The 23,191-nt window shown below is 68.3% G+C and carries 11 protein-coding genes and 1 pseudogene; 3 read left to right on the top strand and 9 right to left on the bottom strand.

Annotated elements, in window-relative coordinates:
- The first annotated feature begins 14 nt into the window (after positions 1 to 14).
- A pseudogene (locus HV786_RS07990) lies at positions 15 to 971 on the top strand (2-hydroxyacid dehydrogenase).
- Between the two features lie 77 nt (positions 972 to 1,048).
- Here HV786_RS07990 and HV786_RS07985 read toward each other — a convergent pair.
- Positions 1,049 to 1,885 (bottom strand): universal stress protein, encoded by an 837-nt coding sequence (locus HV786_RS07985; RefSeq protein ID WP_128829238.1) that lies wholly within the window; start codon positions 1,883 to 1,885, stop codon positions 1,049 to 1,051.
- 117 nt (positions 1,886 to 2,002) lie between these two features.
- Positions 2,003 to 4,126, bottom strand: coding sequence for an FUSC family protein (locus HV786_RS07980; RefSeq protein WP_175210498.1), 2,124 nt, complete (start codon positions 4,124 to 4,126; stop codon positions 2,003 to 2,005).
- Between the two features lie 258 nt (positions 4,127 to 4,384).
- On the opposite strand from HV786_RS07980, the gene HV786_RS07975 reads away from it, so the two are divergent.
- Together HV786_RS07975 and HV786_RS07970 are read left to right on the top strand one after the other, a co-directional pair.
- Positions 4,385 to 5,296, top strand: a complete 912-nt coding sequence (locus tag HV786_RS07975; RefSeq protein ID WP_128830022.1) for an EAL domain-containing protein — start codon at positions 4,385 to 4,387, stop codon at positions 5,294 to 5,296.
- Positions 5,297 to 5,471: 175 nt separating this feature from the next.
- Positions 5,472 to 5,651 carry a hypothetical protein gene (locus tag HV786_RS07970; protein WP_128830023.1) on the top strand — a complete coding sequence of 60 codons (180 nt, stop codon included), beginning with the start codon at positions 5,472 to 5,474 and terminating at the stop codon, positions 5,649 to 5,651.
- 123 nt (positions 5,652 to 5,774) lie between these two features.
- On the opposite strand, the gene treY is transcribed toward HV786_RS07970, so the two are convergent.
- From treY to HV786_RS07935, 7 genes are read right to left on the bottom strand one after another with little or no spacing between them, the layout of a single operon-like run.
- Complete coding sequence (treY, locus tag HV786_RS07965; RefSeq protein ID WP_175210496.1) at positions 5,775 to 8,402, bottom strand: malto-oligosyltrehalose synthase; 2,628 nt, start codon at positions 8,400 to 8,402, stop codon at positions 5,775 to 5,777.
- On the bottom strand, positions 8,399 to 10,519 hold the full coding sequence (malQ, locus tag HV786_RS07960; protein WP_175210494.1) for a 4-alpha-glucanotransferase: 2,121 nt from the start codon (positions 10,517 to 10,519) through the stop codon (positions 8,399 to 8,401). The genes treY and malQ overlap by 4 nt, the downstream gene beginning before the upstream one ends.
- On the bottom strand, positions 10,516 to 12,303 hold the full coding sequence (gene treZ, locus HV786_RS07955) for a malto-oligosyltrehalose trehalohydrolase (protein ID WP_175210492.1): 1,788 nt from the start codon (positions 12,301 to 12,303) through the stop codon (positions 10,516 to 10,518). Before treZ ends, malQ begins: the two co-directional genes overlap by 4 nt.
- Positions 12,300 to 14,411, bottom strand: coding sequence for a glycogen debranching protein GlgX (gene glgX, locus HV786_RS07950; protein ID WP_175210490.1), 2,112 nt, complete (start codon positions 14,409 to 14,411; stop codon positions 12,300 to 12,302). The genes treZ and glgX overlap by 4 nt, the downstream gene beginning before the upstream one ends.
- Before the next feature lie 4 nt (positions 14,412 to 14,415).
- On the bottom strand, positions 14,416 to 16,614 hold the full coding sequence (gene glgB / locus HV786_RS07945; protein WP_128828457.1) for a 1,4-alpha-glucan branching protein GlgB: 2,199 nt from the start codon (positions 16,612 to 16,614) through the stop codon (positions 14,416 to 14,418).
- Complete coding sequence (treS, locus tag HV786_RS07940) at positions 16,611 to 19,988, bottom strand: maltose alpha-D-glucosyltransferase (RefSeq protein ID WP_420809631.1); 3,378 nt, start codon at positions 19,986 to 19,988, stop codon at positions 16,611 to 16,613. The genes glgB and treS overlap by 4 nt, the downstream gene beginning before the upstream one ends.
- Complete coding sequence (locus HV786_RS07935) at positions 19,985 to 23,182, bottom strand: alpha-1,4-glucan--maltose-1-phosphate maltosyltransferase (RefSeq protein WP_175210486.1); 3,198 nt, start codon at positions 23,180 to 23,182, stop codon at positions 19,985 to 19,987. Before HV786_RS07935 ends, treS begins: the two co-directional genes overlap by 4 nt.
- Positions 23,183 to 23,191 lie beyond the last annotated feature (9 nt).

Raw genomic sequence — 23,191 nt, 5'->3', positions numbered from 1 at the left:
ATCCCGCAGCCCCCATGAGCATCCCCTTACTCATCCTGATCGACAGCGTTCAGGACTACCTTCCCGTCATCGAATCCCAGGGTTTTCGCCCGATTCTCGCCACCACCGACCAGACCCGCGCGCAGGCCATCCAAGCGCATGGCGGGCAGATCCGCGCGGTCCTGACGCGTGGCGCCACTGGCCTGCGGGCCGACGAAATGGCGGCGCTTCCGAACCTGAGTATCGTCTGTTCGCTGGGTGTCGGCTACGAAAACATCGATCTCTTGGCGGCGCAGGCGCGCGGCATTGTCGTGACGAACGGTCCGGGCGCAAATGCGGTCTCTGTCGCCGATCACGCAATGGCGCTGCTGCTGGGCGCGGCGCGCCGGCTGCCGCAGGCGGACGCCTGGGTCCGGCAGGGCCACTGGAGCGGCTTCATGGGCCCGCAGGTCAGCGGCAAGCGTCTGGGCATTTTGGGCCTGGGCACCATCGGCCTGGAAATCGCCCGCCGGGGCGCGAATGGTTTCGGCATGAGCGTCGGGTATTACAACCGCCGCGCCCGGCCGGAGTCGGGCTATACCTATTTCGACAACCCGCGCGCGCTGGCCGCGGAATCGGACTTTCTGGTGGTGGCCACCCCGGGCGGCGCCGGCACGCATCACCTGGTCGACGCCAGTGTGCTGGACGCGCTGGGCCCGGACGGGTAGCTGATCAATATCGCGCGGGGCAGCGTGGTCGATACCAACGCGCTGATCGCGGCGCTGGCCGAGCGGCGCATCGCGGGCGCGGGCCTGGACGTGGTGGACGGCGAGCCATTCATACCCGATGCGCTCAAGCAACTGGACAACGTGGTGCTGACGCCGCACAGTGCGGGCCGGTCGCCCGAAGCCGTGGCGGCCACGGTTGCGCTGTTTTTGGAAAACGCCACCGCGCATTTTGCGGGCAAGCCGGTGCTGACGCCCGTGCGCGACGCGCAGCCCGAGGCGGCCTGATACTGCGCCGCTCAGGAATGCACCGAAGCCGCGCCTGGGATGGGCGCGGCTTCGTGTGGACGGGCAGGGTATAAGCTTCAGTGCGAGAACATGATGGGCACGGTCATGCTTTTGAGGATGGAAGCGGTGGCGCCGCCCATGGCCCATTCCCGGAACTTGCTGTGGCCGTACGCGCCCATGACGATCAGGTCCGCGCTGTAGTCCGCGGCGGCATTCAGGATGGTGCTGCCCACGCCGACGCCCTTGATGTCGCGGCGCACGTGATCGGGCGCGGGGATGCCATGCGCCACGCAATAGGTGGCCAGGTCTTCGAAGGGGATGGATTCGACGTTGCGCGTGGCGGCGCCTTCGTCCATGGTCAGCACGACCACATGCGAGGCGCCCTGTAGCAGCGGCGCCGCATCGGCCAGCGCGCGGGCGGCTTCGCGGCTGCCGTCCCAGCACAAGAGGACGCGATCGCCGACCACCGGAAAATCACCGCTGGACGGCAGCACCATGACGGGGCGGCCGGCGGTCAGCAAGGTTTGTTCCACGAATTCGTTTTCGTGCGCGGCTTCGACGTCATCGCGGTTTTGCTGGCTGACGATGATGAGGTCGCTGGCGCGGCCGTGCAGGGCAACGGTGGCGCTGGGCGAGGATTCGCCCGCCCGGACGACGGCCGGCACGTCGGCGGCCGCTGCCGCTTCCAGAAAGGCGTTCTGTACCGCACCCCGATTCTGTGCCTGCAGGTTCTTCATGATGTTCAGCGTGCGCGACATCATGACGGATTCGCCGTAGTAGTACTGCGGCGGCGCGGAGCTGGCGTAGACCCCCACCAGTTCGGCCTTGTGGCGCTTGGCCAGTCCCAGCGCCAGCGCGGTGCGGCGGGTGCAGTCAAACCCGTGGTCCAGGTGGACGGTAATGCGGCGGTACATGGTGGGCCTCCTTGGTTAAATGCGTGCCATGTCCGTATGGTTGCCGTTTCGCCAGCGGGCTCCATTGATGCGCATCAAACCTGTCTGAGTTTGGCCTCGCCGGCGCAATGCAGGGCGTTATTGCGCCGTTTCGTCGCGCTGCACGCGTTCGCGCAGTTGCCGGATCTGGCGCGCCTGTTGTGCGATTCGGTCCAGCGGGGCGGCGAGCGCCGGTTCGGCGTCGGCGATGACCGCCGGGACGCCGATGCGGCGCGCGTCTCCGGCCGGGGTGGGGCCTTCGGGGTGCAGCACGTGCGCAAGCCTGGCGCCATAGTCGCGCAGCGCGGCGGCCGCGGGTGACGCCGGGGGCAGCGCTGGCTGGATTTCCAGCACCGTACCCGCCGCCGTGATGCGGCGCATGGCGTTGAGCAGGTTGACGGCGGTGTCCACGTTGCGCTCGCGATGCACCGGATTCTGTTGCAGCCGCTGTAGCGACGCCTCGGCGTTGTCGGCCGACAGGCAGGCAAGCCTGCGCAGGCCGACGATGTCCTGCGAGGACGTGTCGCCGCTCTTTTCTTGCGTCAGGGCCAGCGCGTAGTCCGCGTGCCGCTGCAGCGCGCGCGCCAGGGCGCCGGCAAGCTGCCGCGGTTCTTTCTCGGGCCAGACCAGAAAGCCCACCAGCAGCGCCAGGATACCGCCCAGCACGCTGTTGAAAGCGCGCAGCGCGGCCAGCATGGGCTCGTAGATCTCGGGCTGCTGGATGTGGCTGACCAGGACGAACTGAGAGGTGAGGAAAAAGGTGAAGAGCGCGTAATGGATGGTGCGCGCGGCAAACGTGCCCAGCGCGATCGGCAGCACCGCCAGCGCCACCGACAGCGGCGTGCTGAGCAGAAGTCCCAGCAACGAGGCGCCGATGGCGCCCGCCACGCTGCCGATCACGCGCTCGACGGTGCGTTGCCACGTCGTCGCGAAGTAGGGCTGCAGGATGAAGACCAGCGTCAGCGACATCCAGTAGCCATGGTTGACGGCAAAGGTCTTGGACAGCGCGACGGCAATGGTGGCGCCCACGCCGACGCGAAACGCATGGCGGAAGGCATCGGATTCGAACCGCAGGTTCTGGCGCAGGGTTTGCCAGGCCTGGCGCGCGCCGCTTGCGTCGCCGGCGCGTTGGGCGGGCGCGGCGGGCGCGGCGCCTTGGTCGAAGAGGGTGTGAGAGACCGCCTGAGCGTTGTGCAGCAGTCGTTCCAGCACCGGCACCACGGTGGCCAGGTCGGGCGCGTAGGCCATTGCGCCGCCGCGCAGATCGCGCAGCCCGGCGTTGTAGTGGGCCAGGCGCTCGCGCAGGCAATCGGCCTGTTTGGCATCGCTGACGTCGGAGGTGCTGGCGATGGCGTTGCAGACGCTGGCGTACCGGTGCAGGGCGTGCGACAGGTGGGCGCCGGCGCTGCGGCCCAGCCAGCGCGGCGCGTTCGATTCCAGCAGGTCGGCGGCCGCGACCAGGGCGATGAAACTGTCCTCGGCGCTGTCCAGCAGGTACATCAATTGATGCGCGCGGGCCCGGCGCGACGGCCGGGCATCGAGCACTTCGCGGATGCGGACGCGGGCGGCTTCCAGCGCGGCGCGCTGGGCGCTGCGCTGGGGCTTGACGACGGCGGTCCAGGCTTGTTGCCCCGCGGCGGGCGCGAGGCCCGAGTACATGCGAGCCAGCGCGTCGGAAAAATCGGCCAGCCCCCGGTAGCAGTGCGCGACCGCATGGGTCGCGTCCTTCCAGGGGCGCCGGCGCCAGACGAGCGCCGTCATCAGGATGGCCCAGACCGCGCCTGCCAGGAAGAACAGCGTGTACCAGAGGCTTTCCATCAGCGTCGGCGCGGGCAGCTCGGCGGCCACGACGAAGCCGGCCGACAGCAGGGTGCCCACGATGGCGGCGGCCGGTCCCAGCACGCGGAGCAGCCCGCCGAACGTGCAGCAGACAAACGTAAGGGGCAACAGCAGCCAGAGATGCTTCGCGCTGGCGCTGGCCAGCAGGCAGAACAGGGCGCCGATCAGGCCCAGCGCCAGCATCGATCCCGCGCGCTTGCGCAAGGGGCCGCCGGGGTCGCCGAAGCAGGCCCAGAACGCCGCGATGGCGGTCCAGCCCAACCGGGGTTCGTGCACCAGCACGGCAAGGATGACGGGGGCCGCGCTGATGGCGGCGGCTTGCAGGGCGTCGAGCCACAGCACATTGCGCAGGGAAGCGCGCCAACGGGTAAGCAGACTAGTCACGCGGAGAGGGGAAATACAGCGGAAATGGAACGCGGGCCGGGCCCGAAGACGGCAACCCTACCATGTCGACAAGACACCGTCAGGCGCGTCTCGCAGCGTGCCCGCCACGCGGCGTGAAACATGAATTCCCGCACCTTAACACCTCTGGTTACATGTGTGTGACTTTATGGCGGAGAGAGCGCAGAATCGCCGAATATCGTGTCCTGATCTGCGCCCGGACAGCGCAGGCATCACAGCGGGGCGCATCTGGAGCAAGCCATGATCAACACTGAGCCTTGCCAAAATTCCGTGGTCAGCGATGCGGAAATTACCGCCATGATCACCAGCCGGGACGGGCTGCGCGTGCTCCTGCAGCCGCAAGTGGACCTGCTGACGGGCCGGATCGTGTCGGCCGAGGCCTTGGTCCGATGGCAGCATCCGCAACTGGGCATCGTGATGCCTTCGGATTTCATCCCGGCAGTGAACCGGCTCGGGCTGGATTGCATGCTGTTCGAGCGCGTCTGCGTGCGGGTCATCGATGCGCTCCAGACACTGCGCCGTTTGGGGTTGGCGGTGCCGCTGGCGATCAATGCGCCGGCCACCACGCTTTCCGAGACGCGCTGCATCGATTTCCTGCTGGATCGCGTGCGGTCCGCTGAATTGCCGCCCTCGCTGGTGCGCGTGGAACTGACCGAAGACCAACCCATCCATGACCTGGACGTGCTGCGCGCGTCGCTGCTTCGGCTGGAAGAAGCCGGTTGCGAAGTCAGCCTGGACGATTTTGGCACCGGCCATGCGTCGCTCAAGCTGCTGTCGGCGCTTCCGCTGTCGGAGGTGAAGATCGACCAGTATTTCGTGACGCGGATGCGCCGCAGCGCCGTGGCTTTTGAAGTGCTGCGCACCGCGGCGGAGCTGGCTACCCGCCTGGGCTGGCGCGTGGTGGCCGAAGGGGTGGAAAACGTGGCTGACATTCCCGCGCTGCGTGCGGCCGGATGCCGGTACGGGCAGGGATTTTCGCTGGGCCGGCCCATGCCGCTGGATGAACTGATCTTGCGCCTGCGCACGCAACGCGACGGCGGCGAGCCGCTGGCCGCCCCTGCTGCCTATGCGTCGTCGTGGCTGGATGCTTTCGATGGTCCCAGCCAGGAAACTGAGCCCACGCGCCCCGTTGTCCTGCGCACGGTGGCGTAGTCGCCGCCCGCCGTATCCTCCGCGAGCGTAGTTTTTACCGGTCTGCGCGGGATTTGCCCAGGCCCGGCCCCGTCCCCTGAAAATGCTTGCCCTCGAGCCGCCCGCTCCGGCCCGCTGGGCACGCCGGTTGCTCTGGTATCTGGGCGGAATATCTCCGCTTATTAGGAGACTTGTAATGGCCAACCAGAACCAACCCGACCAGCAAAAGCAACCCCAAAAGCAACAGTCGCAGGAAAATCCGCAGGACCGTAATCAGTCGCCGGGTCAACAGCCTGGACAATCGGGTCAGCAAATGGAGAAAGACCGGAATCAACAAGGTCAGACACCAGGCCAGCAAAACAGGACCCAGCGCTAAACGCGCTGGCTACGCCAGCCGCGTGACCAGCGCGCGGATGTCTGCGTAGAGCCTGACGGCCCCGGCCGCGCCTCCTCCGTGGCGTGTCCGGGGCCGAATTGCATCTGAAAGGCCGTCCCGAGCTCACGCAGACAGGCACAAGGCCGCCGGGCCGTCGCGCAACACTTCCGATACCGGTATCCGGCCGTCGGCGCCGGCGCGGACGCGGCGCCCGGTTAGCGCGTCGTGCCAAGACAGAATCGGGCTTGCCGCCGGCAACCGCAGTGCCGTATCGCCCCAGAACGCCCGCGCGTTGCCCGGATCCCCGCTTACATAGCCGGTCAACCGCAAAGCGCAGGTTCTCGCCCCGACAATAAGGGCCGTCTGACCCTCGTGTTGGCGCACGTAGGCCAGCACATGATCCGCTTGGCCGCCTTCGGCTTGCAGGGCGTGCAAGGTGCCGGCCGCAAACGGCGCGGGGGTACGCTGGCGGGCAAGGAGCAGGCGGTGGATCAGGGCCTGCTTGACCGCGCCCGCGCGCCAAGCCGATTCCGAGAGGTCCATTGCCACGTCGCGCGCCCCTTCGGCCAGCATCCGGGCGCGCAGGCCGTAGTCGACCGGCCTGCGGTTGTCCGGGTCGACGAGGCTGAAATCCCAGAGTTCCGTACCCTGATAGAGGTCCGGCACGCCCGGCAACGTGCATCGCAGCAGCGTTTGGGTAAAGCTGTTCACCATGCCGGCGGGCGCGATTTCCAGCGCAAAGGCCGCAATGCTGGCCAGCACCGCGCGGCCGTCGGCGTCGTGGCCCAGCCAGGCCATGCACTCCTTTGCCGACGCTTCGTACGCCGGGTCCTGGTCGGTCCAGCTGGTGTGCAGCTTGGCTTCGCGCAGCGCCTTTTCCTGCCATTGGACGACCCGGTCCAGCCAGGGTTGCAGGCGGTTGGCCGGCCAATCGGATGGGTCGGCGCGCCATTCGCAGGGCCAGGCGCCGACCAGGGTCTGGATGAGCATGTAGCGGTCGGCACGCGTCATGCCGGCAGGCATGGCGTCGATCCAGCCACGCGCCGCTTCCCGCCAGCGCTGCGGCATTTCCGTCAGGACGGCAAGGCGGGCCCGGGTGTCTTCGCCGCGCTTGTGGTCGTGCGTGGCGGTGGCCAGCATGGCGCGGGGATGCGTGCGGGCTCGGGCGGCACAGGCCTGAAAGAATTCGTCGCCGGACAGGCAGAAGCGCGCGGGCGACGCGCCGACCTCGTTGCGAGACAGCAGCGGCCCGTAACGGTAGAAAAGCGTGTCTTCCAGCGCCTTCGCGGCCAGGGGCGGCGTCAATTGCTGAAAGCGCCGCAGAGCAGTGGCGTGTTCCGGCTGGCCATTGAACCATTCGGCGATCTGCGCCAGCAGCGTGGCGTCCGCCGAACCCTCGCGAGCCGCCAGCGCCAACGCGGCGCCCTGGACAGCCGTGTTGCGCCGATGCGCGTCCGCCGGGTTGCTGCCCTCGTCCTCGGCATAAGTGCGGTAGACGGGGAAGGCCGCCAGCAGGGCGCTCAGCGCGCGGTCAATCGCTGTTGCTGTCCAGTCGCGCGTGCGCACGTCCTGGCTGGCGATCTGTTCAAGGCAGCCGACCAACGCCTGCCGTTCGGCGGGAAAGTGCCGCACCAGCATGCGCACGCGCGCCGCGCGCAGCTGCTCGGCAGCGTCGCGGTCGTCGCCTGTCAATTCTTGCCAGAATGTGCGCAGCGGCGCCTCGCCCTGCGGGTCATGCAGCACGGCGCTCACCTGGTCCATGAAGTCGTAGCCCGTGGTGCCGTCGGTCTGCCAGCGAGGATCCAGCGCCTCGTCATGCGCCAGGATCTTCTCCACGACAAGATACGGTTGGTCTTGCCGCAGCGCAGCGGGCCGGCTGGCGTTGGCTTGGGCCAGACGCGCCGACAGCCGGCGCAAGTAGCCGCCGGGCGACGCCAGTCCGTCGATGTGGTCGATGCGCAGGCCGTCCAGCACGCCTTGCGCGTACAGGCGCAGGACAAGCGCGTGGACGGCGTCAAAGACCGCCTCGTCCTCGACACGCACGCCGACCAGTTCGCTGATTTCGAAGAAGCGCCGCCAGTTGATCTGGTCGGGCGCGGTGCGCCACCACGCAAGGCGGTAGTGCTGGCGTTCCAGCAGTTCATGCAGACGCTGGCGGCCGGGCGCCTTGGCGGGGTCGTGTTCGCGCAGCCACGCGTCGCGTGCGGCTCCGCGTGGCACGGATGACGGGGTCAGCGGATAGCGCTGGCCATGCACGTCCAGCTCGGGGGCGGCGGCGCCCGAGTCCCATTGCGGCGTGATGGCGCCGCGTTCCAGGGACGCGCCGTATGGGTCGCCCAGCACGGGCAGCAGGACCTTGTTGCGCAGCGCCGGCGCGGGACGATTCCAGTCGATATCGAAGTAGGCCGACCACGCGCTTGCCGCGCCGTTGGCCAGCACATCGCGCCACCACGCGTTGGTGGGATGGGCCGCCATGTGGTTGGGCACGATATCCGCGATGAGGCCCAGGCCGCGTGCCCGCGCGGCGCTGGCCAGCCGGAGCAGGGCGGGTTCGCCGCCCAGTTCCGGGCCGACCACGGCGTGGTCGATGACATCGTAGCCGTGCGTGGAGCCCGCTCGCGCGCCGGTGATGGGCGACAGATACAGATGGCTGACCCCCAGGTCCGCGTAGTAATCCACCTGGGCGCACGCGTCGTCGAGCGTGAAGCCTGCGTGCAGTTGCAGCCGGGCGGTGGCTTGCGGTGTGCTCAAGATTGTCTCCTTGCGGCGCGCGCGGCATCCAGGCGGGCCTGCGTGGCGGGATCGGCAAACGTCGCGCGGATGCTCAGCGGTAACCGTTGGCACCAATTGGGGTGGGTGTCGATGGTGCCGGGCAGATTTGGCTGGTCCAGCACGCCGGCAACGTCTTCCATCGGAATCAACATCAGCGGGCACGGGCTGGAGGACACGAACCGCAGTAGCGCGGGCACCGGCGCCTCGGCAGGAGGCGTTTCCAGGCTTGGATCCAGCGCCCGCGAAAGCAGCGCGCGGTCCTGCGCCCGGCCGGCGCGAAGACTTTCCTCGCTGTCGTCGGCGCCCAGCAGACCCAGTTTGACGCGCCAGTCGATGTCGCGCTCGTCCCACCAGCCGCGCAAGGTGGGCAAGTCGTGCGTCGTCGTCATGGCGACCGCGTTCCGCGGCCACTCGGCGGGCGTCGTGAAGCCGGCCGGGGCGTCGGGACCCGGCTGGGCGTCCGGCGCCTGACGCATGAACCAGAGCACGTTCATGCCGAGCACGCCGTTGTCCTTGAGCCGGTCGTCAAAGCCCTCCGGCACGGTGCCCAGGTTCTCGCCGATGGCGCAGGCGCGATGGCGCCAGGCTTCCAACGAGATCAACGCAAGCATGTCGTCCAGCGGATAGCGCAGGTAGGCGCCATCGGCGGGCGACGCGCCCTCGGGTACAAGCCACAGACGCGCCATCCCGAGGATGTGGTCGATGCGCACGCCGCCGGTATGCGCCAGCACGGCGCGCAGCATGTCGATAAAGGCGGCATAGCCCTGGGTATGCAATGCGCGCGGCGACAAGGCGGTCAGGCCCCAGTACTGTCCGAGCGGGTTGTAGATATCGGGCGGCGCGCCCACGGACATGCCGCGCATGAGGTCGGCCTGGCGGCTCCAGGCGTGGCTGCCGTCCGGACTGGCGCCCACGGCCAGATCGGCGAGCAGGCCCAGCCGCATGCCGGCCTCGCGGCCCGCGGCGTGCGCCGCGGCCAGGCTCTCTGCCGCAAGCCACTGCGCGAATTGATGAAAGTCCACTTCCAGCGCATGGTCCTCGGCAAAGCGTTTGACCTGCGACGAGGCGGGATCGCGCAGGGCGGCAGGCCAACGATGCCACGCGGGGATCGACCCGCCGGGCGCGCGTTGCGCCGCATGCAGCGCTTCAAAGATCGCGTGGTCGCGCAGGGCCTGGCCGCGGTCGGTGCAAAACCGCGCATAGCGCGCCTGCTCACTGACGGCGCCGTGGGTGGCGAAGTCGGCATGCAGGGACCGCAGCACTTGCAAGCGGATCGCCGCGGCGGCTGGCCAGTCGATGCGCGCCAACCCGTCCAGCGCGGTCAGCGCCGCGGGCGCAACGCCGGCCAGCGCGCGCTGCAGGGCATCCTGGCCCATCGCGGGGGCGGGATCGGCGAATAGCACGTTCAGGAACAGGCGGTTGGACGGCGAATAGGGGCTGGATCGCTCGGGTTGCGCGGTGTACATCGCGTGGACCGGGCTGATGGCAAGCATGTCCGCGCCTTGCTCGGCAGCGGCCACCGCCAGTTCGCGCAAAGCGCCAAAATCGCCGTAACCGTGCGTGCGCGGCATGTCGGCGCGCGCGTCCTGGCGCAGGCTGTAGACCTGGGCGGCCAGACCCCAACAGCGCGGGCTGGCCGCGCCGGTCAGGTCGGCCAGACTCGGGGCCTCCCGCGGCGCCACGGCCAGCGTGGCCTGCGCCGAGGTCAACAGCAGCCGGTGGTAGCCGGGCTCGTCGGGCGCGACCAGGAACGGGATGCCATCCGCGCCCGCCTGAATGTTGCCGCTCAGAATGTGGCCGGATTCGCACAGGATGCGATAGGGGCCACGCGCAGTCTTGGGCAGCGGCGTGCGGGCGTTGCACCGCGTCACCAGCATGGGCGGCAGCGCGTCCGCCGCCTGTTGCGCCAACCGTTGGCGGCTGTCGGCGATATCCCGGGACGTCTCTGCCGGCAGATCCATCGCAGCCAGCAGCGCGCGCAAGGTTTCCGGCGCGACGCGCTGCGGGCGCTGGCGCGCATCGGTCCAATGCTCCGCGATGCCGGCCTCGGCGGCTAGCGCGGATAGGCCATCCGGCTCGGCACTGGCGCGCTTCATGCCGGGTCCTCCAGCAGCCAGACGGTGCTGTCCGGGCACAGTTCACCTTGGGCGAGCCGGTCCCGTCCGCCCGCGGGTGATTCGAACAGCAAGGTTGCGAACACGTCCGGACCGGGCATCAGCGAATCGGGCACGGTCTGAGGATTGGGCCCCAGGTTCGCGTAGACCGTCAGGCGGGCGCCATCGGCCAATTCCCAGCGTGCAAACACGCTGCGGTCGCCCACCGCCGAGGCGCCCAGGCTCACCGCGCCCGCCAGGCGCGGCGCGATCATGCGCGCGCGCAATTGCAGAAGCGCCGTATAGTCGCGCATCCACTGGCCCGCATCTGGCTCATCCTGCCAGGGATAGCTGGCGTGGTACGTGGACTCGTCGTTCGGATCGGGCAACTGAGCGGTCGGAGAATCGCCGGCGAATTCGGGAAAGGCCGAGAATTCGCGTTGCCGGCCGTCGCGCACCGCCTGCGCCAGCTCGGGATCGGTGTGGCTCGTGAAGTACAGGAACGGCGCGCGCGATCCGCGTTCCTCGCCCATGAAGATCAAGGGGATCTGCGGCGCCAGCAATTGGAGCGCGACGGCCGCGCGCAGACGCTGGGGGGTGTCCACCAGCTCGGTCAGGCGCTCGCCGCGCGCGCGGTTGCCGGTCTGGTCGTGGTTTTGCAGGAACAGCACGAAGGCGGTGGGCGGCAGGTCGGCGCTGCGCTCGCCACGCGGCTGGTTGCCCCGATAGGCGGAGGGTTGGCCCTGATACACCCAGCCTTCGGCCAGGCAGCGCGCCAGCGCCTGCGCGGGCGCTTCGGCGTAGTCGGAATAGTAGCCGCGCGATTCGCCGGTCAGCAGATGGTGCAGCACATGGTGCGCATCGTCGTTCCATTGCGCCTCGAAATCGCCGCGCAGCAGGCTGGCCCGGTTGTCGTCGTTTTCGACGACAAGATGCACATGGCGCTCGGCCGAGACGTTGTCGCGCACGAAGCCGGCCAGCTCGTGCAGCCACTCGTGTCCGGCGATGGCATGGACAGCGTCCAGGCGCAGGCCGTCAAAGCGGTACTCGGTCAGCCAGTACAGCGCGTTTTCCTTGAAGAAGGCGCTGACGGCCTCCTGCCGGAAGTCGATGGCGGCCCCCCACGGCGTGTCGATATCGGTGCGAAAGAAGGGCGCGGCATAGGCCGACAGATAATTGCCGTCCGGGCCGAAGTGGTTGTAGACCACGTCCAGCATCACGCCCATGCCCAGCCCATGCGCGGAGTCGATCAGGTTCTTCAGGTCGTCGGGCGAACCGTAGGCGGTGTCGGGCGCATACGCCAGCACGCCGTCATAGCCCCAGTTCCGATCCCCCGGAAAATCGGCGATGGGCATGAGCTCCAGCATGGTGATGCCCATGTCGGCCAATTCGGGCAACCGCGCGATCAGTCCCGCGTAGCCGCCGGCCAGTCCCGCGTGGACTTCGTAGATGACGGTGTCTTCCCACGGGCGGCCAGTCCATTCCGGGTGGCGCCAGCGGTATTCGCCGGGCGCCACGACAACGCTGTCGCCATGCACGTCGCCGTCCTGCAGGCGTGAGGCGGGATCGGGCATGACGGTGCCGTCGTCCAGCCGATAGTGGTAGCGCGCGCCCGACGGGCAGTCCACGTCGGCTTGCGCAAAGCCGTCCGGGCCGGGCCGCATCGGAATGGGAGGATGGCCCTCGACCTCCAGTACGAGACCGGGCGGGGCGCTCGGCGCCCACAGCCGAAAGCGCGTGACGCCGCTTTCCAGCGGCAAGGCGCCGAATGAGTACGGATGCGTCATGTCGCCTCTCCAGATTCCGCCCGCTGTCCCATCAAGACGAGGCTATGGGGCGCAACCGTCACCGTTGGCTCGTCCCATGGCGCGGGCTCGGCTGGCTTGTCCGAGTCCAGTTCCAACGACCAGGCGAATCCGGCTTCGGGCAGCGTGAAGGTCACGGCTTCGTGCGTGGGATTCATCAGCAACAGCGTCACGTCGGCGCCGCCTTCCGGACGCAGCGCAGCGCGGCGCAAGCCCATGACGCGCTCCTGTTCGGCGTCCCACGCCGGGCCCTCCAGCGGCGCGCCCGATGCGTCGAACCAGGAAATGGCCGGGACGCCGGGCAGGATCTCCTGGCCCGCATCGCCATAGCGGGCGCTGCGCACGCTGGGATGCGCGCGGCGCAGGGCGGTCAGGCGGCCCACATAGCGGCTGAGCGCCCGGCCGGCATCACTTTGCGCCTGGGTCCAGTCCAGCCAGGAAATGGCGTTGTCCTGGCAGTAGGCGTTGTTGTTGCCTTCCTGGCTGTTGCCGAATTCATCGCCCGCCAGCAGCATCGGCGTGCCGTCGGAGAGCATCGCCGATCCCAGCAGCGCGCGTTGGACGCGGCCGCGCGTCTCCAGGATCTGCGGATCGTCGGTCGGCCCTTCGGCGCCCCAGTTGTGGCTGAAGTTTTCGGAATGGCCGTCATTGCCGTCCTCGCCATTGGCCTCGTTGTGGCGGCCGTCGTAGCTGACGATGTCGGCCAGCGTGAAGCCGTCGTGCGAGGCCACGTAATTGACGCTGGACCAGGGGCGGCGATGGCGGCGGTCGAAGATGTCGCGCGACCCGCACAGCCGCGCCGCCATCTCGCCGCGCATGCCTTCATCCCCGCGCCAGAAACGGCGCGTGGTGTCGCGGAACTTGTCGTTCCATTCCGCGAACCCGGGCGGGTGGTTGCCGAGCTGGTAGCCGTCCGGGCCGATGTCCCACGGTTCGGAGATGAGCTTGAGCTTGGACAGCACCGGATCCTGCAGGATCACGTCGAAGAATCCCGAGCCGGGGTCATAGCCGGTGCCTTCACGGCCCAGCGTCACGCCCAGGTCGAAGCGAAAGCCGTCCACCCCGTAAGAGGTGGCCCAGTACCGTAGCGAGTCGGTCACCATCTGCAGCACCCGCGGATGCGACATATTGACCGTGTTGCCGCAGCCCGTGTCGTTGATGTAGTAGCGCTCTTGCCCCGGCATGAGGCGGTAGTAGCTGGCGTTGTCCAGGCCACGCCAAGAGAGCGTCGGGCCCATTTCGTTGCCTTCGCAGGTGTGGTTGTAGACCACGTCCAGGATCACCTCGATGCCCGCCGCGTGCAGACGGCGGATCGCCAGCCGCAATTCGTTGGGGTGCTGCATCAGGTATGCCGGTTCCGGGGCGAAGTAGGACAGCGTGCTGTAGCCCCAGTAGTTGCGCAGCCCGCGCTCGGTCAGAAAGTGGTCCTGCAGGAAGGCGTACACCGGCAAGAGTTCTACCGCCGTCACGCCCAGACGTTGCAGATGCTCGATGAAACGCGGATCGGCCAGCGCCGCGCAGGTGCCGCGCAGCGGCTGGCGCAGGTCTTCGCGCTGCATCGACACGCCGCGCAAGTGGACCTCGTAGATGGTCGTGTCGTTCCAGGGCGTGTCCGGGGCCTTGCTGTTGCCCCAGTTGAACGGCACCTCATCGGCCACGATGGCCTTGGGCATGGCGGGGGCGCTGTCGCGGCGGTCAAAGCTCAGATCCTGCCGTGAGTGATTCATGCGGTAGCCAAAGAGCGCATTGCTCCAGTGCAGCGGGCCGCTCAGCTGGCGCGCATAGGGGTCCAACAAAAGCTTGTTGGGGTTGAAGCGGTGCCCATTTTGCGGATCGTACGGGCCGTGGGCGCGGTAGCCGTACAGCAGGCCGGGCTGCGCATCGGGCAGGTAGCCGTGCCAGATTTCGTCCGTGCACTCCGGCAGGTCGAAGCGGCGCAATTCCTTGCGCCCCTTGGGATCGAAGATGCACAGCTCGATACGGGTGGCGTGCGCGGAGAACACCGCGAAGTTCACGCCCAGGCCATCGCTGGTGGCGCCCAGCGGTTGTGGCTGGCCGCCGGTGATTCGGGTCAGTTGGGACGGATCCATGGATTCAGCCTTCGTGCATCAGGAAGAGGGTCGAGAGGGGCGGCAGGGTGAGCGACAGGGCCTGCGGCTGCCCGTGGGCAGCCATGTCGCCGGTGTTGGCCCCGCCCTGGTTGCCCTGGCCGGACCCGCCGTAGTGGGACGCATCGGTGTTCAGCAGTTCGGCCCAGCGGCCGGCCCGAGGAACCCCGATGCGGTAATCGTGCCGGGTGACCGGCGTGAAATTCGACACGGCCAATACGTGCTGCTGGCCGTCGGTGCGGATGAAGGCGACGACGCTGTTGTCCTGGTCGTCCATGATCGTCCACGCAAACCCCGAGGGGTCCGCGTCTCGCGCGTGTAGGGCCGGAAGGTCGCGATACACGCGGTTCAGGTCGGCCACCAGGCGCTGCATGCCCAGATGACCCGCGTCGTCCAGCAGGTTCCAGTCGAGCGTGGCATCGTGGTTCCATTCGGTGGGTTGTGCCAGCTCGCCGCCCATGAACAGCAGCTTTTTGCCAGGATGCGCCCACATGAAGCCGAAGTACGCGCGCAGGTTGGCCAGCCGCGCCTGCTTGTCGCCCGGCATCTTGCCCAGCAGCGACCCCTTGCCGTGCACCACCTCGTCGTGCGACAGCGGCAGGATGAAGCGCTCGCTGTACGCGTACACCATGCCGAACGTGATGTCGTGGTGGTGGTAACGGCGATGGATCGGATCCTGCGCCAGATAGCGCAGGGTGTCGTGCATCCAGCCCATGTTCCATTTGTAGTGGAACCCGAGACCGCCTTCGGACACGGGCGCGGTCACGCCCGGCCACGCGGTGGACTCTTCGGCAACCATGATCGCGTCCGGCACCTCGTGGCGCACGGTGTCGTTCAGCTCTTGCAGAAACTGGACGGCCTCAAGGTTCTCGCGGCCGCCATAGCGGTTCGGAATCCATTCGCCGGGCCGGCGGCTGTAGTCGCGGTAGAGCATCGACGCTACGGCGTCCACGCGCAAACCGTCGACATGGAACCGGCGTAGCCAATGAAGGGCGCTGGCGATCATGAACGCCTTTACCTCGTTGCGCCCCAGGTTGTAGACCATGGTGTGCCAGTCGGGGTGATAGCCTTCGCGCGGATCTTCGTATTCGTACAGCGAGGTCCCGTCGAAGGTGGCCAGGCCATGCGCGTCGTCGGGAAAGTGCGCGGGCACCCAATCCAGGATGACGCCGATGCCGGCGGCGTGGCAGCGGTCGACGAACCGGGCGAAGGCCTCGGGCGGCCCGTAGCGCGCCGTGGGCGCGAACATGCCCAGCGGCTGGTAGCCCCATGAGCCGCCGAAAGGATGCTCCATGATCGGCATCAGTTCCAGATGCGTGAATCCCATGGCGCGGGCATAGCCTGGCAGCTTGTCCGCCATCTGGTCCCAGGCGCAGGGGCCCGCTTCGATACTGCTCCACGACCCGGCGTGGACCTCGTAGATCGACACGGGCGCGTCGGGAGACTGGCGCGCGCCGCGCGCCTGCATCCAGTCGTCGTCGGACCAGACGTAGGACGCGGGATCGTCCACGATCGAGGCCGTGGCGGGCGCCATCTCGCAGCGGCGCGCCATCGGATCGGCCTTCAGGAATTGAATGCCATTGCGGTCGGTGATGGCGAACTTGTAGCGGTCGCCGGGTCGTACGCCGGGAATGAAGATTTCCCACACCCCCGCAGCGTGGCGCAGACGCATGCCGTGGCGGCGCGCGTCCCAGCCATTGAAATCGCCCGCCACCGCAACCCGCCGGGCGTTGGGCGCCCAGACTGCGCAGCGCAGGCCGCTGACTCCGTCTACCTCGACCAGGTGCGCGCCCAGCGCCTCGCCGGCCTCGCGCCACGCGCCTTCGGCCAGGCGTTGCAGCGTGGCGTCATCCAGCAGGGCGCCGAAGGCATATGGATCGGCGGTGACCTGTTCGGCGGCGGGCCAGCGGATCGCCAGCCGATAGGAAGCCCCGTCGCCGGCCTGGGCGTACGTCACGCGGCCGACGTAGAGGCCCTGTGCCTGTTCCTCCAGGGCCGTGCGATCGCCGTCCGGATCCAGGACGGCCACGGCCGAGGCCCCGGGAACGAAGACGCGCACCCAGCCGTCGTGCGGCCCCAGCACCGCGAAAGGATTGTTGTGCAGCCCATGGGCCAGCGCGGTCAGCTCCTGCGTGTCGATGTGGCCGTCTGTGGCAGCGGCGGGAGAGGCAAAGCCTGCGGTCATGACGTTTTTCCTTCGGCATCGATGGCGGCCGACAGCAGGACGCCGCGCGCCAGTTCGGTCAGGGCGCACAGGGGAATCGAAATCCAGTCGGGCCGATGGGCCGCTTCGTAGCTGACCTCGTAGGCGGCTTTCTCCAGTTGCGCCAGGACGAGCAGCGTGTTTTCGCGATCCGCCGTGGCGGCAAGGTCGCCGCCGCGCACGCCGGTGTACCCCTGCAGGAACGCGTCCGAGGCCCGCTGGCGGAAACGCGCCAGGAGGGCGTCGCGCTGTTCGGCCGGCGCGACGGGCGGCGCGGGGACGTCGTCCGCGCCCGCATTGGCGTCCAGATGCGCGCCGCCGATCAGGTCCGTACGCGCAATCGACGCCGCCGCATAGTCAAACGAGCGCAACATGCCGGCCACGTCCTTGTACGGAGAAGCGAGCGAACGCCGCACCTCCAGGCTGCTGATCGGCTCACCTTCGAAATCGATCAGGTACGCGTCGGTCTGCGCGACCAGCACCTGGCCCAGGTGGAAGTCGCCGTGTATGCGCAGCCACGGCGCGCCCACCTCGGCCTGCGCCATCTCGGTGACGCGCTTGGCCAGGCGCGCGTGATGTTCGAAGAACCACTCCGCGCAGGCGTGCGACGGCTCTTCAAGCTTGTCCAGCGTCGCGCGCAGGTTCTTTTCGGCGCGGTCCAGCAGCGCGAGCACCTGCGCGGCCCGCTTGTCCGCATCCGCCTGGCTGGCGGCTCGCGACTGGAAGTCCGCATCGTCGGTCGGCGCGGCCAGCAGCGTGTGCATCTGGCCCAGGCGCTCTCCGATGGTGCCGGCCATGACGGCGTAGCCTTCCAGGGTTTCCTCGAACTCCTCGGGCGAGTTGCCGACCAGGAGCGCGTTGGCCAGCGTGCGCTTCAGGTAGTCCAGCGTCCAGCTCCAGGCATCGCCCTCGTTGGATATGTAGCCGTGCGCGACCGCCAGCGTGTGCACGACGCCCTCGGCGTCGACGCGCTGCACCTCGCCCAGGAGCGGCGGAATGTTCCCGTAGCCGGCCCGCGTCAGGTAGCGGGTCATCTCGGCTTCGGGCGACAGGCCCGGCTGCACGCTGCGGATCAGCTTCAGGATGACGGCATTGCCGACGATGACCGAGCTGTTGGACTGTTCGCCCGACAGCCAGTGCATTTCCAGGTCGCCGTCGAAGTCCATGTCGGCCAGCCCGGCCTCGGGCAGAAAGCGGATCACGCCCGGCTTGTCGCCCGGCTTGCCGCCGCTGCGTCCGTCAAGTTCCGCGCTCGCCTGCATTGCCTTGAGCGTGCTGCGCACGAAGCCCGGCTGCAGGAAGGCGTCGGCCAGGACGCCCACTTCGGCACCGCGGCGCACACGGGCGATGGCGTACTGGATGACGGCCGTCTCGTCCCAGACCAGGACAAAGGGCGCTTGCGCGCGCATGCCCGTCGTGCCGTCCTGCGGCTCGATCTCGGCCCAATAGAATTCCCCGTCGGCCGACGCGAACGGCGTGGCGTAGGCCAGGCGTGCGCGGGCCGGCGCCTCCGACCCCGGATACCAGCGCTGGCGCGCCAGATACTGCGGCAGGATCTCGCGCTCCAGCGTGGCGCGGGACGCGTCGGTCAGCGCCGCGCCTCCGCGGTTCTTGAGCACCAACGTAATCAATTCGGGCATCTGGGCGGGCGCCGTCGCGTGCCATCCGGGCGGCGCGGCGTCCTGGCTCAGGTCCATCCAGTAAAAGCCGTAGGGCGGCAGCGTCAGCAGATAGGGCAGTTCGCCGATGGCGGGGAAGGGCGTGCCTCCCAGCATTTCCACGGGCACCCGGCCCGAGAACTCCTGCATATGCAGCTCGACCGGCTGGGCCGCATTCGACAGGTTCGCCACGCAGAGGATCGTCGTGTCTTCCCACTGACGCAGGTAGGCCAGGATCTTGCGGTTGCCGGCGTAGATGAAGCGCAACGTGCCGCGGCCGAAGGCGTGGCTCTGCCCGCGCTGGGCCAGGAGCCGCCGCGTCCAGTTCAGCAGCGAGTGCGGATCGCGCTGCTGCGCCTCGACGTTGACGGCCTCGTAGCCGTACAGCGGGCCCATCAGCACGGGCAGCGGCAGCCGTTCGGGATCGGCGCGCGAAAAGCCGCCATTGCGGTCGGGCGACCATTGCATCGGCGTGCGCACCCCATCGCGGTCGCCCAGGTGGACGTTGTCGCCCATGCCCAGTTCGTCGCCGTAGTACAGCACCGGCGTGCCGGGCATCGACAGCAGCAGGCTGTTCATCAGCTCGACACGGCGGCGGTCGCGTTCCAGAAGCGGCGCCAGCCGGCGGCGGATGCCCAGGTTGATGCGGGCGCGCGGCTCCGACGCATATACGTTCCACAGGTAGTCGCGCTCGCGGCTGGTCACCATTTCCAGCGTCAATTCGTCGTGATTGCGCAGGAAGATGGCCCACTGGCAGGTCGGCGGAATATCGGGCGTCTGACGGATGATGTCGGTGATCGGAAAGCGGTCTTCCTGCGCGATGGCCATGTACATCCGCGGCATCAGCGGGAAGTGAAAGGACATGTGGCATTCGTCGCCCGCGCCGAAATACTCCTGCGCGTCCTCGGGCCACTGGTTGGCTTCGGCCAGCAGCAGGCGGCCGGGGTACTCGGCCTCGATCACGGCCCGGATCTGCTTGAGCACGTCATGCGTCTCGGGCAGATTCTCGTTGTTGGTGCCTTCGCGCTCGACCAGGTAGGGCACCGCGTCCAGGCGCAGCCCGTCCACGCCCATGTCCAGCCAATAGCGCATAACGGACAGCACTTCCTTGAGCACCTGCGGGTTGTCGTAGTTCAGGTCGGGCTGGTGCGAATAGAAGCGGTGCCAGAAGTAGGCGTTGGCCACCGGGTCCCAGGTCCAGTTCGACTTTTCGGTATCGCAGAAGATGATGCGCGTGCCGGCGTACGCCTTGTCGTTGTCGGACCAGACATAGAAGTTGCGCGCCGCCGATCCGGGCTTGGCCGCGCGGGCGCGCTGGAACCACGGGTGCTGGTCCGACGTGTGGTTGACCACCAGTTCGGTAATGATGCGCAGGCCTCGGGCGTGCGCGGCCCGGATCAGCTTGCGCACGTCGGCGATGGTGCCGTAGTCCGAGTGCACGCCGCGGTAGTCCGCAATATCGTAGCCGTCGTCGCGGCGGGGCGACGGATAGAAGGGCAGCAGCCAGATGGTGTTCACGCCCAGGCTGGCGATGTAGTCCAGCTTGGAAATCAGGCCGGGCAGGTCACCAACGCCGTCGCCGTTCGAGTCAAAGAACGACTTGACGTGAAGCTGGTAGATGACGGCGTCCTTGTACCAGAGGGGATCATCCTGAATGGGTTGGGCTTTACTCATCATGGCGTTGGGCGCGGGCTTCATCCATGCAGCGAAAGCCGCCACACGCGATAGGGTTGGTCGGGGGTCAGCGTCATGCTGCGGTGCTTCTGATGCCAGGTCTCGCGGGTTTCGGTCAGCAGGTCTTCGGCGGCCAGCTGACCGGCGTCCGATTCGCCGAACAGCCAGAACGGCGCCTCGACGCGCGTCTCTTGCGCCTGGAACGGATCCAGGCTGATGACGGCCAGCACCACGTTGCCGTGGCCTGGCGTGGACTTGTAGAAAGCCAGCACCCGGTTGTTGCTGCTGGCCGCCAGCGTCAGGCCGCGATGCGTCTGCAACGCCGGGTTGGCGCGCCGGATCTGGTTCAGTCGCGTGATCTCGGCCCGGATGTTGCCCGGGGCGTGCCAGTCGCGCTGGCGCAATTCGTACTTCTCGGAGTCCAGGTACTCTTCCTTGCCCGGCAGCGGCGCGCCTTCGCAGAGTTCAAACCCGCTGTACACGCCCCACAGTCCCGAGCCCAACGCGGCCAGCGCCGAGCGGATCAGAAAGCCCGGGCGTCCCGAGGTCTGCAGGAAGAATGGGTTGATGTCCGGGGTGTTCACAAAGAAGTGCGGGCGGAAGAAGTCGGCCGCGGGCGGCGACGAGATCTCCTGCAGGTAGGCTTCCAGCTCGGCGCGCTCGTTGCGCCACGTGAAGTACGTGTACGACTGCGTGAAGCCGATCTTGGCCAGCCGGTACATCATCTTGGGGCGCGTGAAGGCCTCGGACAGGAAGATCACGTCCGGATGCTGCGCGTGGACTTCGCAGATCAGCCACTGCCAGAACGGCAGGGGCTTGGTGTGGGGATTGTCCACGCGAAAGATGCGCACGCCGTGGTTCACCCAGAACAGCACCACGTCGCGCAGCGCGCGCCACAAGCCAAGCTTGCGGCCGCGGCGGTTCTGGCCGCCGTAGAAGGACACGTTGACGATGTCCTCGTACTTTTTCGGCGGATTCTCGGCGTAACGCATCGACCCGTCCGGCCGCCACGAGAACCAGTCCGGATGCTGCGTCAGCCACGGATGGTCAGGCGAACACTGGATCGCGAAGTCCAGCGCGATCTCCATGCCTTGCTGGGCCGCCGCATCCACCAGATTCAGGAAGTCGGACAGGGTGCCCAGCGCGGGTTCGATGGCGTCGTGGCCGCCGCTCTGCGCCCCGATGGCGTAGGGACTGCCTACGTCGCCGGGCTCGGCGCGCAGGCTGTTGTTGCGGCCTTTGCGGTTGCGCTGGCCGATTGGGTGGATGGGCGGCATGTACAGCACGTCAAAGCCCATTTCGCGGATGTCCGGCAGCCGCGCGACCACATCGTCGAACGTGCCGTGGCGCCCGGGCTCGGCCGCCTGCGACCGCGGGAAAAGTTCATACCAGCTGGAATGGACGGCCTGGCTGCGGTCCACCCAGACCGGGTAGGCCGTGGCGGTGACCGCTTCGAATGGGTGGTCGTCAAGCGCGTGCATGGCGTGCGTCAACGCCGGGTCCAGCAGCACGCCGACCTCTTCTTGCGTCGGCGGGACCGGATGGGCCAGGTCGGCGTCCGCGAAGGCCGCCAGCGCACGGCGTACCGGCTCGGCGTCCGCGCCGGCGGGCGAGCCGGCTTCGGCGCGGGCCAGGGCATCGCGCAGCAGTGCGAGGCCTTCGTGGATCTCCAGGCTGATGTCGCGGCCCGCCTGGTGCTTGACCTCGATGTCATGGGTGAACGTATGCCAGGCGTCGAACCAGGCGGCCACGACGAATTCATGGGCCCCGATGCGGCGAGGCCGGAATGCGCCTTCCCACCGGTCGTTCAGGCCGCGCGTCATCGGTACGGTGTGCCAGCGCGCCTCGTCCTTGGCCCGCCAGCGCACCTCGGCGGCAAGTTGGTCGTGCCCGTCCATGAAGATGTCGGCCTGCACGGCGATGCGCGCGTGCGGGATGGTCTTGACCGGATAGAGGCCGCCATCGACGGCGGGGCTGATGTTCTCCAGCGCGACGCGCTGGTTGGCCAGGTCGTCGGCGCGGGTCCGGTGGTGACGCACGGCATCGCGGACAGGCTGGGTGGACTGGAGCATCAGCAGCGCGCAGTCGCCCGCGGCCAGGGCATCGGCCTGCCTCTGCAAGCCTGCCGGCGGCGTGAAGGGGACGAGATCGGCCGGGGGCAACATCGGCGCCAGCGCATCCCAATCCACGCCCGCGTGCTGCGTGGGCGAGGGATTGACCGCAAGCGCCAGTGTCGCGCCATCGCCCGCGTCGCGCAGTAGCACGGTGCAACTGCCGTCCCGGCCGCCCAGCAGGCACAGGGGACCCTTCAGGCGTGCGCCGTCGAACCAGGCGTTGACGGCTTGCACGTCCGGCAGGCAATGGTCATCCTCGTCCGTCAACATGAGCCCATCGCCCGACACCGCCGCGCTCCAGAGCGCGCTTCGGCCGTACTCGGAGGGCGACTGGGCGGCGGATTGCGGCGGTGCCGCAATGACTTCGCCAATGGCGCGCAGGCGCGCGTCCTCTTCCGCCAGCCACGACGACTTGAAGTCCCACCAGGGCAGGGAAGAAAACGCGGCGTCGAACGCCGCGTCCCGCAGGCCCGCCAGGTCGGCGGGCGACAGGCCGGGTGTCCAGGCCAACAGGCGCACATCCGGATTCTGCGCGCGCAACGCGGCGCCCAGTTCCCGCCACGCCTCTGCCGGCAGCCGGTGAGGCGCCTGGAACACCAGGCCCTTGACCCCGCTGCGGGTCCAGCCGAGCAGACGCGCCGTCCACGCCGGCAGAAACCCGGGCGGCAGGTGGCCTTCGGGCAGGTGCAGCACCCCGCGCTCCTCCGGCGTCAGACGCGGATCGCGCGCGGGTTCTTCATGCAGCGACCGATACCACCCGGGTTCGGCGGTGGTAGCCACCGCATGGCGCGCACTGCGGTCCAGGATTATGTCGATGAACAGCGACAACCCGTGGGCCGACAACTGCGCCGCGACCTGGGTGTACCACTGGGTGATCGGCATATCCTTGCCGTCCACCCGCGCGGTGTCCGCGTCGTGCGCGGCATTCGAGCCGGGTTCTGGCCCGGTCAACCACGGCGCCGGCGCCAGCACGGCATTGAACCCGCGTTGCGCGAGGCGTTGGCACAGGGCCTGGAGGTCGGATCGGCCCTCCGGCAGGCCAGCACGGGCGTGATAAAGACGTAGCGGGGCGCGTGACGGCGCGGAGACGGTGGAAGGGGGCACCGGGCTGGC

The sequence above is a fragment of the Achromobacter mucicolens genome (assembly GCF_902859725.1).
GTDB classification, from domain to species: domain Bacteria; phylum Pseudomonadota; class Gammaproteobacteria; order Burkholderiales; family Burkholderiaceae_B; genus Achromobacter; species Achromobacter mucicolens.
Note: the sequence above shows the minus strand (reverse complement) of the source record. Positions and strands in the feature narration are given on the sequence as shown.

What these genes read in the sequence shown, in the direction of transcription:
- HV786_RS07985 (WP_128829238.1), bottom strand. Translation starts at nt 1,885, where the DNA reads ATGTACCGCCGCATTACCGTCCACCTGGACCACGGGTTTGACTGCACC.
- treZ (WP_175210492.1), bottom strand. Translation starts at nt 12,303, where the DNA reads ATGACGCATCCGTACTCATTCGGCGCCTTGCCGCTGGAAAGCGGCGTC.
- HV786_RS07970 (WP_128830023.1), top strand. Translation starts at nt 5,472, where the DNA reads ATGGCCAACCAGAACCAACCCGACCAGCAAAAGCAACCCCAAAAGCAA.
- glgB (WP_128828457.1), bottom strand. Translation starts at nt 16,614, where the DNA reads ATGACCGCAGGCTTTGCCTCTCCCGCCGCTGCCACAGACGGCCACATC.
- treS (WP_420809631.1), bottom strand. Translation starts at nt 19,988, where the DNA reads ATGAAGCCCGCGCCCAACGCCATGATGAGTAAAGCCCAACCCATTCAG.
- HV786_RS07975 (WP_128830022.1), top strand. Translation starts at nt 4,385, where the DNA reads ATGATCAACACTGAGCCTTGCCAAAATTCCGTGGTCAGCGATGCGGAA.
- glgX (WP_175210490.1), bottom strand. Translation starts at nt 14,411, where the DNA reads ATGGATCCGTCCCAACTGACCCGAATCACCGGCGGCCAGCCACAACCG.
- malQ (WP_175210494.1), bottom strand. Translation starts at nt 10,519, where the DNA reads ATGAAGCGCGCCAGTGCCGAGCCGGATGGCCTATCCGCGCTAGCCGCC.